Origin of the sequence: Rathayibacter sp. PhB1 (assembly GCF_004362935.1) — a bacterium.
Lineage (GTDB): Bacteria > Actinomycetota > Actinomycetes > Actinomycetales > Microbacteriaceae > Rathayibacter > Rathayibacter festucae.
The window spans coordinates 21,084-35,545 of the sequence record NZ_SNYD01000003.1 but is presented as its reverse complement, the minus strand read 5'-3'; the positions used below and the strand labels follow the sequence as shown (position 1 = coordinate 35,545).

Sequence of the window (14,462 nt, the reverse complement as noted above, 5' to 3'; positions counted from 1 at the left end):
GCCGGCGAGACCCCCACGGGGCTGCGGAACTGCTGCCGAACCACCACGGCGGGCCCTCCACTCGATCGCGGCCATGCTACCCGCTCGCCGGTCGGCTCCCGGGGCGCCCGGACACCATGCGCCGCGCGGCATACGCACGGGCGACACCCTGCCCGCGACGGAGGGCGCTGACTACCCTGGGGGGATGGCTGACATCTTCGCGGTGATCGCGGACGGCACCCGCCGCGACATCCTCTCGCTCCTCCTGGAGCAGCGGGTCGAGGGTGCCGGGGGCGCCGGCGGCATGAGCGTCTCGCGCATCGTCGCGAAGCTCGAGCTCAGCCAGCCGACGGTGTCCAAGCACCTCAAGGTGCTGCGCGAGGCGGGGCTCGTCACCGTCCGCGAGAGCGGGCAGCACCGCATCTACGCACTCCAGTACGGGCCGCTCGTCGCCGTCGAGGACTGGCTGCTGCCGTTCGGCGCGGCCGACGAGGCCGACGAGGGCGCCGCCGTGCTCGACGCGGCCGCGGCCGCCCGGGCCGAGTCGCTCGGGCGGGCGCTCGCCGACCGGACGCACCAGGTCAGCACGGTGGTGCAGGACATCCAGCGCGGCGTGAGCGAGGGAGCGACGAAGGTCGCGGAGGCGCTGCGCATCCGCAAGTGAGGCCGCGTCGGTCGCCGCCAGGGGTTGCGCGACGGCGCGGATTCTCGTGGGGGGCCGCGTCGTGTAAGCTCGCGGGAGCCAGTTTTTCGTAAGCGGCCGTCCGTCGGGCGGTCGACCCCCTGAACGTTGTGAGGTCTTCGTGGGTTCTGTCATCAAGAAGCGTCGCAAGCGTATGGCGAAGAAGAAGCACCGCAAGCTGCTTCGCAAGACTCGTCACCAGCGTCGCAACAAGAAGTAGGCTCGCGCCTCTTCACCCTTCGAGCGTCCGCCCCTCTGGGGTCGGGCGCTCGTCTGCGTCTCCGGGCCCTTCTGCGTCGGACCCTCTGCGTTCGCGCCGTGCGCTCCCCGGCCCGATCGGCTCGCCGGGACGCGTCTACACTGACCGGGTGGATGTGGCACTGACTCTCGTGGGCAAGCCCGGCTGCCACCTCTGCGACGACGCCCGCGCCGTCGTGCAGCAGGTCCTCGCCGAGCTCGCGGACGTGCCCGGAGCTCCGAGCGTCTCGCTCGCCGAGGCCTCGATCCTCGACGACGCCGAGCTGCACGAGCGCTTCGTCGAGGAGATCCCGGTCGTCCTGATCGACGGGCGCGTGCACACCTACTGGCGCGTCGAGCCGGATCGCCTGCGCCGAGCCCTGCTCGAGCGCGCCTGACCGCAGCGCATCGGCGCGCTTCCGCCGTGATGCGAATGTTGTAGAAGGCCCCTCGGACGGGGGACTGGACCGCTGTCGAGCGGCGCCGGTTCGCGCATAGTCTCTTCACGGGGAGGCTCGCTCCCCGCATTCGGGGTGCGTTCGGCGTCTCGCGGGGGAGGAACTTCCATGACTCGACAGCGTCTGCTGCAGCAGCGTCGCCGCTCCACGGCGTCCGCGCTCGCGCTCGCCCTGCTCCTCGCCGGGCTCGCGCTGCCCGCCTCGGCCCAGGCCGAGCCGCTGCCCGACCCTTCTCCGACGACCAGCGAGCCGGTACCGGTCGAGCCCGTCGGCTCGTCGACCGACGACCCTGCGCCGGGGCCGAATCCGGGCACCGATCCCGGAACCGACCCCGGGACGAATCCTGGTACGGACCCCGGGACGGATCCCGGCACCGACCCTGGTACCGACCCTGGGACGGATCCCGGAACAGACCCGGGCACGGACCCCGGCACCGATCCGGGGACGGATCCCGGCACTGACCCGGGGACGGATCCCGGGACTGACCCGGGGACCGATCCCGGAACCGATCCCGGCACCGATCCGGGGACGGATCCCGGCACTGACCCAGGAACGGATCCCGGAACCGACCCGGGTACCGATCCCGGTACCGGAACCATTCCGGGCACCGGGACGCCGAACCCTGGAAACACGTCCGGAACGGGGACCAATCCCGGAACGGGTACGAGCCCCGGAACGGGGACGAGCCCGGGAACAGGTACCAGTCCCGGTGCCGGCACAGGTGGCGGCAATCCGGCGCCGGGCTCCGGCTCGAGTGGCGGCGGCGGCAACTCCCGCGGCACCGCGACCACCGAGGCCGGCACGACGGCGCCGCGCGCCTCCGCGCCCGGACGGACGCTGCTCTCGACCTCCGCGGCCGACCCCGCCACGGCACCCGTCCCTGGGACGGAGACCGTCGGCAGCCCTCCCGCCGTCTCGGTGTTCCTCACGCGCGACGCCGGGGTCGACCCCGGATCGCTGACCGTCGATCTCGCCCGCTTCTACGGGGTGGGCGTCGCCTACGCCGGGTTCCAGCGCGAGGAGAACGCCACGGCGACGCTGCGCGCTCCCGCCGGGACGGAGACCGCGCTGACGGTCGAGAACCGCCAGGACGGCGAGTCGACCAGCACCGGCTCGGCCACCGTGCCGACCGCGGCGCTCCTCTCCATCGGCACGTACACGGTCACGATCAGCGGCGACCGCGGCTCGTCCGCGACCAGCACCTTCGGGCTGACCGCCTCCTCCGCCCCCGGCATCCTCGTCGAGCCGCGCGAGTCCTCCAGCGCCGAGGCGGCCATGCCGCGCGGCGCGGTCTGGGGCTTCGGTCCGGTCGAGAGCGTCACCGTCGGCGCCTACACGACCGCCGGCGTCCAGGCCGACCTCGCGGCGGGCGACCTCGCGGTCCGCGTCGACGCGCTCGGCTGGTCCGACCTCGACCTCGGCGAGGCCGTCGTCGCGGAGCCCACGGCCGAGGTCTACTGCGTCGTCGCGGTCGGCTCGATCAGCAAGCGCACCGCCGCGGTCACGGTCGCCTACCCGGCGGAGGGCTCCACCGCGACGGCTCCCGACGCCGCGCAGGTCTGCGGCATCGCGATCACCTCCGCCAAGGCCGGCACCGTGCCGCCCGCAGCCTCCAGCACCGGTGGGCTCTCGGCCGGGGTCGGGCTCACCATCGGCGCGGGCGTGCTCGTCGCGCTGCTGATCGCCGGCCTGGTGACCACCGTCGTCCTGCGCCGTCGCCGCGAGAACGACGACCTGCTCATCGGCGGACCGCTCCCGCACCCGACGGAGCAGTGAGGCGCTGCGCCCGGTGCGTGACGACAGTCTGATCGCGGCGCTGCACCGCGGTCGTCCTCGGACGATCGCGGCGGCGGCGGAGCTGGTCCACCTGGCGCCGGGCGACGTGCGGATCGCCGTCGACCGGTTCCGCGCTCTGGGGCTCCTCGGCGGCGAGGGCGAGGAGATCGCCTACGTCCCGCCCGCCGACTGGGCGGCGGACGCGGTCCTCCGGCACACCGTGGCGGCTCGCCGAGCCACGCTCGAGGCGCTGGACGGCATCGAGCGACTCATCGGCGACCTGCCCTCGCTGCTCGGCGCGTGGTCGGTCGGTGCCGCCGCCGACGATCTCGTCCCCACGCTGCTGCGTCACGGGCCGCACGCCTCGGAGGACCTCTGGTTCGACCTCGTCCGCAGCGACTCCGGAACCCTGGTCGCGGTGCTCCCGGACGTGCAGCGCTTCCTCGATCCGCCGACCGAGCGGGCGCTGCGCTTCGGCCAGGCGCTGGCGGCGAAGGACCGGGTGCGGGTCATCATCCCCGCCGAGAGCGTCCGCGACCCGCGGGTGCTCGCCCGGATCGAGGCCTACCAGAAGGCCGGGGTGGAGTACCGCCTGCTCGAGACGATGCCGAGCTGGTTCTGGGTCGACGGCGAGTACCTGGCCGTGCCGTTCGAGTGGGGCGAGACCCGGCCGACGAGCGTGCTGGGCGTGCGGCACGAGGCGCTCGCCGGACTCGTCAGCGCGTACTTCGAGCAGCTGTGGCGGCAGGCGCTGCCGGTCGATGCGGCCGAGCAGAGCTGGACGTCGCTGCTCCGGCTGATGCGGACGGGCCTCACCCTCGAGACGGCCTCGCACCGGCTGGGGATCAACCCGCGCACGGGCCGGCGCCGCATCTCCGCCGCGATGGAGCACTACGGCGCTCCGACTCTCTTCGCCCTGGGAGCGGCCTGGTCGGCGGAGGAGGGCCGGGCGGCCCCGGGGGGGCCGGCCGAGCAGTAGCGGCGCGGCTCCGGTCCGGGCTTCCCGGCCCAGGTGCCGAGAAGGTCCCGACCACTCGGGGAGGGTTCGGGTCGCCCCGAGTGGTCGTCTGCGCCGACCAGGCAGTCCCCAGTGTCCGGAGTCGGGCCTCCCCGCCGCAAGCGCCGCTTGCGGACATGTCCGGAAGAGGGCGTCGGCTCCGCTCGACGAGCCGGCGCCTTTCCTGCTGGTCGGGCAGCCCCGCAGGGGCGTATCCATGCTGGTCGAGTAGCCCCGCAGGGGCGTATCGAGACCCGCCGTCGTCAGCACGGTTGGTCTGCAGACCCGGGTTCTGACGGTGGTGGATCTCGATACGCCCGCTGCGAGGGCTACTCGATCAGCATGGTGTCGTCGCCTGCTGCGCGGGTCGCTCGATCGGGGGAGCGTGCTCTGGAAGGGCGCGACGCAGTCGTCCTCCATGCTGGTCGAGTAGCCCCGCAGGGGCGTATCGAGACCCGCCGTCGTCAGCACGGTTGGTCTGCAGACCCGGGTTCTGACGGTGGTGGATCTCGATAAGCCCGCTGCGCGGGCTACTCGATCAGCATGGTGTCGTCGCCTGCTGCGCGGGCCGCTCGATCGGGGGAGCGTGCTCTGGAAGGGCGCGACGCAGTCGTCCTCCATGCTGGTCGAGTAGCCCCGCAGGGGCGTATCGAGACCCGCCGTCGTCAGCACGGTTGGTCTGCAGACCCGGGTGCTGACGGTGGTGGATCTCGATACGCCCTCTGCGAGGGCTACTCGATCAGCATGGTGTCGCCCGCTGTGCCGGCTGTTCGATCAGCATGGAGGGGGAGCGCGGCGCAGCCGTCCTTCTTGCTGGTCGAGTAGCCCGGGGGGCGTATCGAGACCCACCGTCGTTCGGTGGGTGGATCTCGATACGCCCGCTGCGCGGGCTACTCGATCAGCATGAGCGGCGCCCGCTGCGCGGGCTGCGCGGTCAGCAGGGGGCGTCAGGCGGCGGCGGTGAAGCGCAGCAGGATCGTGCGGGCCTCCGGGCGCAGCTGGAAGTCGGGCCAGACGTCCGGGCCGCAGGCGCGGGAGCCGAGGCCGTGCTGGGCGGCGTCGATCGTGAGCACCGAGCGGGTCGAGGCGGGCAGCTCGTGCGGGTGGCCCGCCGCCGTCAGCTCGTGCGCGGTGTGGCGCGCGAGCGTGAAGCCGGGGAGCCGGCCGTGCAGGTCGGCTGCCGCCTCGATGCGCAGGCGAGCGGACCCGCCCTCGCTGAGGACCAGCTCCCGCACGGCGCTGCGGTGACCGTTCTCCTGCGGGCGCGCGTACTCCGTCTTCAGCTCGTCGATGCCGGCCGAGAAGCGGCCGACCCTGGTCGCGCGCATGCTGTCGGGGTACGACTCCCGCGGACCGGTGCCGAACCACTCCGCGCCGTCGACCGACGCCGGGAGGTCGAGCCGGACGCCCAGCCGCGGCCAGACCGAGCCCCAGCCGCGGGTCGGCACCAGGTCGACCCGGAGGACGACTCCGTCGCCGTCGAGGCTCCAGTGCTCCTCGACGAGGAGTGCCGCGTCGAGGTCGGCGGCGGACCAGCGGGTGCGTCGGCGGACCCCCGACGAGGTGTCGACCGACTCGACCCGGCCCACCAGCCGGTCAAGGCCCGCCTCGCGCCAGCGCGACGCGGAGGACGGCGCGGGCACGCCGTTGCCGTTGCCGGCGCGCGGGTCGCCCTCCGTGTACCCGGGGAAGCCGTCGCCCTCGTCGTTGTCGGTCGGCGCGCGCCAGAGCTCGGCGCGCGGTCCGTCGACCGCCAGCCCGGCCAGGGCGGTGAGCCGGCCGTTCCGGAAGCTCGCGAGCCCCAGAGCGCCCTCGACGGATGCGCCGCTCCGGGGCGAGCGGGCCCAAGCGGGCATCGGTGCGAGCGCGGAGAGACGGCGCTGACCGGTGGAGATCACGTGCCCCTCCTCGGCCCAGACCGTGCTCGACGCGAGCGCCGCGTCGACGGTCAGCCACGCCTCGCCGCCGGTCGGCACGTCGAAGGTGGGCAGCGCCAGGCGCGCGGAGTCGCCCGCCGCGATCGAGCGAGCGTCGAGCACACCCTCCGCGGTGACCCGGCCGTCGAGCTCCACCCGCCACGCGAAGCGCAGGTCGGCGGTCGAGGCGTCGTGCCGGCGGTTCTCGACCAGCACGGCGTCCGCCTCGACCATGACGCGCACCGGCGCGACGATCTGCTTCCACTCGAACAGCCCCGGACTCGGCGTGCCGTCGGAGAGGACCATGCCGTCCATCACGAAGTTGCCGTCGTGCACGACCTCGCCGAAGTCGCCGCCGTAGGCGTAGTACTCGACGCCCTCGGGCGTGCGGGCGCGCAGACCGTGGTCGCGCCACTCCCAGACGAAGCCGCCGTGCAGCCGCGGGTAGCGGTCGACGAGGTCCTCGTACTGGTCGATCGCTCCGGGGCCGTTGCCCATCGCGTGCACGTACTCGCAGAGCAGGAACGGCTTCGAGCGCTGGCGCGCCGACTCGCCCGCCGAGCAGCCGAGCAGCGGCGTGCGCGAGTCGTCGCGGCCGATCTGCTCGGTCTCGGGGATCGACGAGTACATCCGCGAGTACACGTCGGTGTAGGCGCCGGTGTAGTCGCCCTCGTAGTGCACGGGGCGCTCGGGGTCGCGGCCGTGCACCCAGGACGACATCGCGGCGAGGTTCGCGCCGGTGCCGGCCTCGTTGCCGAGCGACCAGATCACGATGCTCGGGTGGTTCTTGTCGCGCTCGACGGTGCGCTCGATCCGGTCGAGGTACGCCTCGCGCCAGGCCGGGTCGTCGCTGGGGTTGCCCTTCCAGCCGTGGCGCTCGAAGCCGTGGGTCTCGAGGTCGCACTCGAGGATCACCCAGAAGCCCAGCTCGTCGGCGAGGTCGAGCAGGCGCGGGTGCGGCGGGTAGTGGCTGGTGCGGATCGCGTTGACGTTGAACCGCTTCATCATCGCGAGGTCCGCGCGGGCGAACTCCTCGTCGAAGGCGCGGCCGCGGTCGGGGTGCGTCTCGTGGCGGTTGACCCCGTGGAAGACGACGCGCTCGCCGTTGACCAGGAAGCGGTCGCCGCGGATCTCGATGGTGCGGAAGCCGAGGCGGAGCGAGACCGTCTCGCCCGAGGAGGCGACCTCGGCGTCGTAGAGGCGGGGTGCCTCCGCCGACCACGGCTCGACGGCCGGCACCTCGATCGGAGCGACGTCGCCGGCGCTCGCCCAGACCGTCTCGATGCCGAGCTCGGGGACCCGCAGGGTGACCGGGAAGGCCGCCTCGCCCGCCGTCAGCTCGGTCTCGATCCGGCCCGCGCCGGCGGCGAAGGAGGCGCGCACGAAGACGTCCTCGACGCCGCCGATGGGGCGGGCGATCAGGTGCACCGAGCGGAAGATCCCCGGCAGCCACCACTGGTCCTGGTCCTCGACGTAGCTCGCCGCGGACCACTGGTGCACGCGGACGACGACGAGGTTCTCACCCGGCCGCATCGCCTCGGTGACGTCGAACTCCTGTGCGAGCCGGCTGCCCGAGCCGATGCCGATCTCGACGCCGTTGACCCAGACGCGGTAGCGCGACTCGACGCCGTCGAAGCGGAGCACGACCGCCTCGGCGCCGGCGAACGACTCCGGCAGCTCGAAGCTGCGGCGGTGGTCGCCGGTCGGGTTCGCGTCCGGGACGAACGGCGGCTCGGTCGGGAAGGGGAACTGCACGTTGGTGTAGGCGGGGAGGCCGTAGCGCCCGTCGCCCTGGAGGACCCAGTGCGACGGGACCGGCAGCACGTCCCAGCCGGAGTCGTCGAAGGACTCCGCCCCGACGTCGTCCACACCCTCGCCCTCGGGCAGCGCGTCGGCGCCGCCGGGCGTGCCCGGTGCGGCGGGGAGCAGGCGGAAGCGCCAGTCCCCGTCGAGCGAGAGCGTCGGTGCGTCGGTGTGCAGCCACGAGCGGGCGGCGCGGCGCCGACCGGAGCCGGGGCCGGTGTCGTTGAGGTAGTGGGAGGACGTCGGGGCGAGGGTCACTTGACGGATCCTTCGGTCAGGCCGCCGCGCCAGAAGCGCTGCAGCACGATCATGGCGATGGCGAGCGGGATGATCGACAGCAGGACGCCGCCGGTCGTGAGCTCGTAGAACTCGGGCAGCCGGTCCACCTGGCTGAGCCAGTTGTTCAGGCCGAGGGTGATCGGGAAGAGCTCGGTGTCCGAGAGCATCACGAGCGGCAGGAAGTAGTTGTTCCAGATCCCGACCAGCTGGAAGAGGAACACGGTGACCAGCGCCGGGGTGAGGATCCGCAGCCCGAGGGTGTGGAAGATCCGCAGCTCGCTCGCGCCGTCGATCCTGGCGGCCTCGATGATGGCCGTGTCGACCGTCGCCTGCGCGTAGATCCGGCAGAGGAACAGGCCGAACGGCGAGACCAGCGAGGGGATCAGCACGCTCCAGTAGGTGTTCGCGATGCCCATCTGGCTGAAGAGCAGGAACAGCGGCAGCGCGGTGGCGGTGCCGGGGACGAGGACACCGGCGAGGATCGTGCCGAAGACGAGCTTGCTGCCCTTGAACTCGTACTTCGCCAGCGCGTAGCCGCCCGCCGCAGCGAGGTAGGTCGCGAGCAGCGCGCCGACCCCGGCGTAGAGCACGGAGTTGAGGAACCAGCGGACGAAGATGCCGCCGTCGTAGGTCAGCACCTGGCCCAGGTTGTCCCAGAGCGCGAAGGTCGGCGCGAACCAGAAGCCGTAGGTGGCGAAGAGGTCGCCGGTGGTCTTCGTCGCGGCGACGACGACCCAGTAGACCGGGATCAGGAAGTAGATCGCGACGACGACGAGGATCGCGGTGACGATGATCGTCGAGGCGCGGCTGCGCCCGGCCGAGCGGTCGGGGCCGCGGCCGGCCTTCGCGGGCCGTTCCGCGGTGACGATGCCGGTGGTCGTGGGCGCATCGGCGGTGGCGCGCTCCGTCGTGCTCATGAGGACTTCCTGTTCGAGATCGAGAGGAACGTGAAGGAGAGGGCGAACGCGACGAGCGCGATCAGCACGGCCTGCGCGGCGGCGACGTTGTAGTCGTTGTAGGCGAAGGCGGTGGTGTACGCGCTGAGGTTCGGCGTGTACTGGCTGTCGATCGCGGGCGCGACCGTCTTCAGCACCTGCGCCTCGGCGAAGAGCTGGAGCGTGCCGATGATCGAGAAGATCGTCGTGAGTACCAGGGCCGGGCGGATCAGCGGCAGCTGGATGCTCCGCGCGACCCGCCAGGTGGAGGCGCCGTCGACCTTCGCGGCCTCGTAGAGCTCGACCGGGATCGACTTCAGCTGAGCGACGATGATCAGCATGTTGTAGCCGGTGTAGCTCCAGAGCGAGATGTTCGCGATCGACCAGAGCACCGAGTTCGCGCCGAGGAAGTCGGGGTCGAGGCCGACCACGTTGGCCGCGTCGATGATCGGGCTGAGCCCGGGCACGTAGAGGAAGGACCACAGGATCGTGGCGATGACGCCCGGGACGCCGTAGGGCAGGAAGTAGGCGGCGCGGAAGAAGCCGGGGAAGCGCGCGGAGGCGGACTCGAGCATCAGCGCGAGCACTGTGCAGAGCGCGATCATGATCGGCACCTGCACGATGCCGAAGAGGAACATCCGGCCGATCGACGCGATGAAGTTGCCGTCGGCGAGGGCCTGGGCGTAGTTGTCGAAGCCGGCGAAGCCGCTGGTCACGCCCGCCTCGCCGAAGAGGCCCGAGCGGGTCACCTTCGTGAAGCTCGAGCCGATGGCGACGACGATCGGGATGATGAAGGTGAGGACGAAGAGCGCCAGGAAGGGCGCGAGCAGGATCCACGGGGCGCGGGTGACGGAGCGGCTCCGCTTCGAGGCGCCGGGCGCCCTCGAGGTGGCGGCGACCGCGGCGGCGGCGGGGGAGGTCGTGGTGGTCATGCGGAGGCCTTCCTGATGCTGAGGCCCTTGTTCTGGAAGACCGTGATGATCTGCTGCTCCGCCTGCGCGACGGCGTCGACGAGCGAGAGCCCGGACGCCTTCTTGCGGAAGCCGTCGCTGAGGATGTTGAACGACTGCTGGGTCACCGGCCACCAGGACCAGTCCGGGTTCTGCTCCGTCGCGGCGGGGACGAAGACGTCCTCGTTGTAGTTCTGACCGCTGAAGAAGTCGCTCGGGCCCTTCCGGACCGAGCCGATCTCGCCGACCGCCGGGGACCAGCCGATGCCGCTGTTGGCGATCATCGCGTCGATGCCCTCCTGCGTGGTGGTCATCCAGACGGCGAACTCGAGCGCCTCCTTCGGGTGCTTGCTGTTCGCGAAGACCGCGGCCGTCGAGCCGCCGAGGAAGCTCGAGCCGTAGCCCGTGCCCTCCCAGACGGGCATCGGCGCCGCGCGCCACTTGCCGGCCCCGCCGCTGACGCCCTCGATCAGGGCGTCGCCCCAGCTCGCCGTCGTGCAGGAGGCGATCCCGCCGTTCGCGGCGGCCGCGAACCAGGCGGGGGAGTAGGCGCCGTAGCCGACCTCGACCAGGTCCTGGTCGATCGCGGAGTCGAAGAAGGCGGCGACCTTCGTGGTGGCCTCGTCGGTCATGTCGATGACCCAGCCGTCCTCCTCCGCTTTCAGCCACTGCGCGCCGGCCTGCGTCGCGAAGGCGGCGAAGACGGAGGCGTCGGCGAGCGGGAAGCAGTCGATGTAGGAGTCGACGCCGCGCAGCTCGGTGGCGACCGCGGCCCAGTCGTCCCAGGTTGTGGGCGTCTCGGCGCCGACGCTGTCGAAGATCTCCGGCTGGTAGAACAGCGCCATCGGGCCGCTGTCCTGCGGGATCCCGTAGACGCCGCCGGTGTAGCTGACCTGGCCCCAGAGGGTCGGGTCGTAGCGGTCGGCGTAGTCCTCGGCGCCGTAGCGGTTGAGGTCGACGAGGCCGTTGACGAGCAGGAACTCGGGGAGCGAGCGCATCTCGACCTGGCCGAGGTCGGGACCGCCGCCGGCCGCGAGGGCCGAGTAGAGCTTCTGATAGCCGCCGGCGTTGCCGCCGGGGATCCAGACCGCGTCGACCTGGACCTCGGGGTGCGAGGCGTTCCAGACGTCGCAGACCTTCTGCAGGTCCTTCAGCCAGGCCCAGTACTGGAGCCGGATCGGCCCGTCGGCCGCCGGGATCGCCGCGCCGGCGTTGACCGAGACGGTGCCGGGCGTGGAGCAGGCGGTGAGGCCGCCGAGTGCCGCGGTGCCGAGGCCCGCGGCGAGCAGCTGTCGCCGGGTGAACGGATGCATGTGTCCCTCACTTCATCGTGGTGGAGTCCGGGACCAGTCCGCCCGGCTGATCCGGACGCTACCACAATTTCGAGTGCGTACTCGAAATTGGTGGAGGGCACCGCTCGGTCGCTCCGAGCGCGCGCTACGCTGGGCGATCGACCGGCTGCGCAGCCGGCACTTCGAGGGCGAGGAGCGGCCGATGGCGGAGGCGGGCACCACCCGGAGCGCGCGCCGCGGCCCCTACGCGAAGTCGGCCGAGCGCCGGCGCGCGATCATCGAGGCGGCGCACGCGGTCTTCGCCGCCCGCGGCTACGCGCGCGGCTCGCTGCAGGACGTCGCCGACCGGGTCGGGCTCAGCCAGACGAGCCTGCTGCACTACTTCCCGTCGAAGACCGATCTGCTCCTGGCCGTGCTGCAGCACCGCGACCGGATCACCGGCGACGGCTCGACGCCCGTCGATCCCGAGGAGGGGCTCGTCGAGGGCATCGTCCGCCAGACCCGCTACAACGAGACGGCGCCCGGCGTGATCGAGCTCTACGCGGTGCTCTGCGGCGAGTCGACGACCGACGAGCACCCGGGGCGCGACTTCTTCGCGTCGCGCTTCCAGCGGCTGCGGGCGGACTACGCCGGCCAGCTCCGGGAGCTGCGCGCCGCGGGCCGGCTGCGCGAGGGCGCGGATCCGGACCGGGTGGCCGCCTCGATCATCGCGCTCTGGGACGGCATCCAGCTGCAGTGGCTGCTGGAGAACGACGCGGTCGACATGGTGGCCTGCCTGACCGACTACCTCGACCTGATGATCCTGCCCGCGCCGTAGGCTCCGGGCATGACTCTCACCCAAGGCTCCGGCTGGCTCTGGTTCGCTCTCGCGATCGTCACGGCCGGCCTCGCCGAGCAGAAGGGCCGCTCGCGCTGGCGCTGGTTCGTGCTCGGGCTGCTGCTGGGGCCGATCGCGACGGCGCTCGTCGTGCTCTGGGCGCGACCGGAGGCCGGGGTGGCGACGGACGTGCGCTGGAACTTCGCGATCGGCGCCGGCGTCGCTGCGGTGGCGCTCGCGCTCGTCGCGGTCACGTCGGCGCTCTGGCTGCTGCTCGTCCCCGCGGCGGTCGCGGCGCTCGTCGCCGGGCTGCTCGCCTGGCTCAGCCGCCGCGTCCCGTACGAGCGCCTGCCCCGCTGACGCGCGTCCGCATGCTGGTCGAGCAGCCGCGCAGCGGCGTATCGAGACCCACCGTCGTTCGGTGGGTGGATCTCGATACGCCCTCTGCGAGGGCTACTCGATCAGCATGAGACGGACGCCCACGTTCGACATGGCGCGGATGCCTGCGTGCAATGGGGGCGGGCGCTCGCGCGCACCGTGAAGCGGGCGGCTGTGCGCTTCATGCTGGTCGAGTAGCCGCGGAGCGGCGTATCGAGACCCGCTGTCGTTCGGTGGGTGGATCTCGATACGCCCTCTGCGAGGGCTACTCGATCAGCATGAATCGGACGCCCGCGCTTGCAGCATGAAGTGAACGCGTGCACGCCTTCATGCTGGTCGAGTAGCCGCGCAGCGGCGTATCGAGACCCGCCGTCGTTCGGTGGGTGGATCTCGATACGCCCTCTGCGAGGGCTACTCGATCAGCATGAGACGGACGCCCGCGCTTGCAGCATGAGGCGGACGCGTGCGCGCCTTCATGCTGGTCGAGTAGCCGCGCGGCGGCGTATCGAGACCCGCCGTCGTTCGGTGGGTGGATCTCGATACGCCCTCTGCGAGGGCTACTCGATCAGCATGGGGGAGACCCCGGTCCGCCGACGCCTACGGCAGCAGGCGCGTGGGGCCGCGGAAGAGATAGGTGACCTCGCGGAGGTTCGCCTGGCCGAGCATCAGCATGATCACGCGGGAGAGGCCCATGCCGAAGCCGCCGTGCGGGGGGACGCCGTAGCGGAAGAAGTCGAGGTAGAACTCGAGCTCCTCCGGCTCCAGGCCCTTCTCGCGCGCCTGCTCGACGAGGACGTCGACGCGGTGCTCGCGCTGCGCGCCGGTGGAGATCTCGACGCCGTTGTAAATGAGGTCGTAGCTGTTGGTGATCGTCCCGTCGCCCTCGCGGCGCATGTGGTAGAACGGCCGGATGCTCGAGGCGTAGTCGGTCAGGAAGACGAAGTCGTGGCCGAACTCCTCCTGCACGTAGGCCGCGATGCGGCGCTCGCCCTCGGGGTCCATGTCGTCGTCGGCGCGGGGCACCTCGTAGCCGCGCTCGGCGACGATCCGCTTGGCCTCGGCGAGCGGGATGCGCGGGAACGGCGTGGTCGGCACGCGCAGGTCGATGTCGAAGAGCGCCTTGATCGCCTCGCCGTGCTTCTCGACGACCGCGGTGAGGCCGGCGACGATCAGCTGCTCGTGCAGCTCCATCACGTCCTCGTGCGAGTCGATCCAGGACACCTCGGCGTCGACGCTGGTGAACTCGGTCGCATGCCGGGAGGTGAAGCTCGGGTCGGCGCGGAACGCGGGCCCGACCTCGAAGACCTTGCCGAAGCCGGCCGGCTGCGCCATCTGCTTGAAGAACTGCGGGCTCTGCGCGAGGTACGCCTTGGTCTCGAAGTACTCGACCTCGAAGAGCTCGGCGCGCGACTCGGAGGCGCTCGCCATCAGCTTCGGCGTGTGGATCTCGATGAAGTCGTGCTCGATCCAGTACGTGCGCAGCGCGTGCTCGAACGTGGTCTGCACCCGGGCGATCAGGTTCTGCTCGGGGCGGCGCAGGTCGAGGAAGCGCCAGTCCATCCGCTTGTCGATGCCGGAGTCGGCCGCGATCGGCGCCTCGGGGATCGACGCGCTGACGATCTCGAGCGACTCGAGCTTGACCTCGAGGCCGCCGAGCTTGACGCGCTCGTCGTGCTTGAGCTGGCCGGTCACGCTGACGAACGAGCCCTGCGCGAGCCCGGAGATCGCCTCGGTGATCGCGAGCTTCGCGGCGGAGGCGTCGTCGCCCTCGACGGCCTCGCGGACGGCCGGGTTCACCAGCTGCACGGCGCCGGACTCGTCGCGGAGGACGACGAACTGCACCTTCTTCTGATCGCGCACGGTCTCGACCCAGCCGGCGACGCGCACCGGGCCGTCCTCGAGGGCGGCGAGCTTGCTGACGGTGGTTCGGGGGAGGCGGGTCTCGTCGGTCACGGTAGGGGAG

General features: G+C 71.9%; 12 protein-coding genes. 7 read left to right on the top strand and 5 right to left on the bottom strand.

Annotated features, from left to right (window positions below; all coding sequences use genetic code 11):
• The first annotated feature begins 184 nt into the window (after positions 1-184).
• From EDF17_RS08065 to EDF17_RS08045, 5 genes are all read left to right on the top strand, one after another.
• Positions 185-643: a metalloregulator ArsR/SmtB family transcription factor gene (locus EDF17_RS08065; protein WP_123446619.1), complete on the top strand. Its 459-nt coding sequence runs from the start codon at positions 185-187 to the stop codon at positions 641-643.
• 139 nt (positions 644-782) lie between these two features.
• Positions 783-881, top strand: coding sequence for an AURKAIP1/COX24 domain-containing protein (locus EDF17_RS08060; protein WP_003792170.1), 99 nt, complete (start codon positions 783-785; stop codon positions 879-881).
• Positions 882-1,029: 148 nt separating this feature from the next.
• Positions 1,030-1,296 (top strand): glutaredoxin family protein, encoded by a 267-nt coding sequence (locus EDF17_RS08055; protein WP_123446618.1) that lies wholly within the window; start codon positions 1,030-1,032, stop codon positions 1,294-1,296.
• A 978-nt stretch (positions 1,297-2,274) separates the two neighbouring features.
• Positions 2,275-3,132 (top strand): hypothetical protein, encoded by an 858-nt coding sequence (locus EDF17_RS19780; RefSeq protein ID WP_166649626.1) that lies wholly within the window; start codon positions 2,275-2,277, stop codon positions 3,130-3,132.
• A gap of 13 nt (positions 3,133-3,145) precedes the next feature.
• On the top strand, positions 3,146-4,111 hold the full coding sequence (locus EDF17_RS08045) for a hypothetical protein (RefSeq protein WP_123446617.1): 966 nt from the start codon (positions 3,146-3,148) through the stop codon (positions 4,109-4,111).
• A gap of 965 nt (positions 4,112-5,076) precedes the next feature.
• Here EDF17_RS08045 and EDF17_RS08040 read toward each other — a convergent pair.
• The 4 genes from EDF17_RS08040 to EDF17_RS08025 are packed head-to-tail and all read right to left on the bottom strand — an operon-like array spanning position 5,077 to position 11,325.
• Positions 5,077-8,106, bottom strand: coding sequence for a glycoside hydrolase family 2 TIM barrel-domain containing protein (locus EDF17_RS08040; RefSeq protein WP_123446616.1), 3,030 nt, complete (start codon positions 8,104-8,106; stop codon positions 5,077-5,079).
• On the bottom strand, positions 8,103-9,044 hold the full coding sequence (locus EDF17_RS08035) for a carbohydrate ABC transporter permease (RefSeq protein WP_123446615.1): 942 nt from the start codon (positions 9,042-9,044) through the stop codon (positions 8,103-8,105). Before EDF17_RS08035 ends, EDF17_RS08040 begins: the two co-directional genes overlap by 4 nt.
• On the bottom strand, positions 9,041-9,994 hold the full coding sequence (locus EDF17_RS08030; RefSeq protein WP_123446614.1) for a sugar ABC transporter permease: 954 nt from the start codon (positions 9,992-9,994) through the stop codon (positions 9,041-9,043). The genes EDF17_RS08035 and EDF17_RS08030 overlap by 4 nt, the downstream gene beginning before the upstream one ends.
• Positions 9,991-11,325, bottom strand: a complete 1,335-nt coding sequence (locus EDF17_RS08025; RefSeq protein ID WP_123446613.1) for an extracellular solute-binding protein — start codon at positions 11,323-11,325, stop codon at positions 9,991-9,993. Before EDF17_RS08025 ends, EDF17_RS08030 begins: the two co-directional genes overlap by 4 nt.
• 73 nt (positions 11,326-11,398) lie before the next feature.
• On the opposite strand from EDF17_RS08025, the gene EDF17_RS08020 reads away from it, so the two are divergent.
• Together EDF17_RS08020 and EDF17_RS08015 are read left to right on the top strand one after the other, a co-directional pair.
• The gene (locus tag EDF17_RS08020) at positions 11,399-12,121 is read left to right on the top strand and encodes a TetR/AcrR family transcriptional regulator (RefSeq protein ID WP_243732830.1); all 723 of its coding nucleotides are present in this window, start codon (positions 11,399-11,401) and stop codon (positions 12,119-12,121) included.
• Between the two features lie 9 nt (positions 12,122-12,130).
• The gene (locus tag EDF17_RS08015) at positions 12,131-12,481 is read left to right on the top strand and encodes a hypothetical protein (RefSeq protein ID WP_123446611.1); all 351 of its coding nucleotides are present in this window, start codon (positions 12,131-12,133) and stop codon (positions 12,479-12,481) included.
• 615 nt (positions 12,482-13,096) lie between these two features.
• Here EDF17_RS08015 and aspS read toward each other — a convergent pair.
• Positions 13,097-14,452 carry an aspartate--tRNA(Asn) ligase gene (gene aspS / locus EDF17_RS08010; protein WP_243615965.1) on the bottom strand — a complete coding sequence of 452 codons (1,356 nt, stop codon included), beginning with the start codon at positions 14,450-14,452 and terminating at the stop codon, positions 13,097-13,099.
• Between the last annotated feature and the right edge of the window lie 10 nt (positions 14,453-14,462).

Coding starts and splice junctions, on each gene's coding strand:
- EDF17_RS08065 (WP_123446619.1), top strand. CDS start 185: ATGGCTGACATCTTCGCGGTGATCGCGGACGGCACCCGCCGCGACATC.
- EDF17_RS08035 (WP_123446615.1), bottom strand. CDS start 9,044: ATGAGCACGACGGAGCGCGCCACCGCCGATGCGCCCACGACCACCGGC.
- EDF17_RS08030 (WP_123446614.1), bottom strand. CDS start 9,994: ATGACCACCACGACCTCCCCCGCCGCCGCCGCGGTCGCCGCCACCTCG.
- EDF17_RS08025 (WP_123446613.1), bottom strand. CDS start 11,325: ATGCATCCGTTCACCCGGCGACAGCTGCTCGCCGCGGGCCTCGGCACC.
- EDF17_RS08015 (WP_123446611.1), top strand. CDS start 12,131: ATGACTCTCACCCAAGGCTCCGGCTGGCTCTGGTTCGCTCTCGCGATC.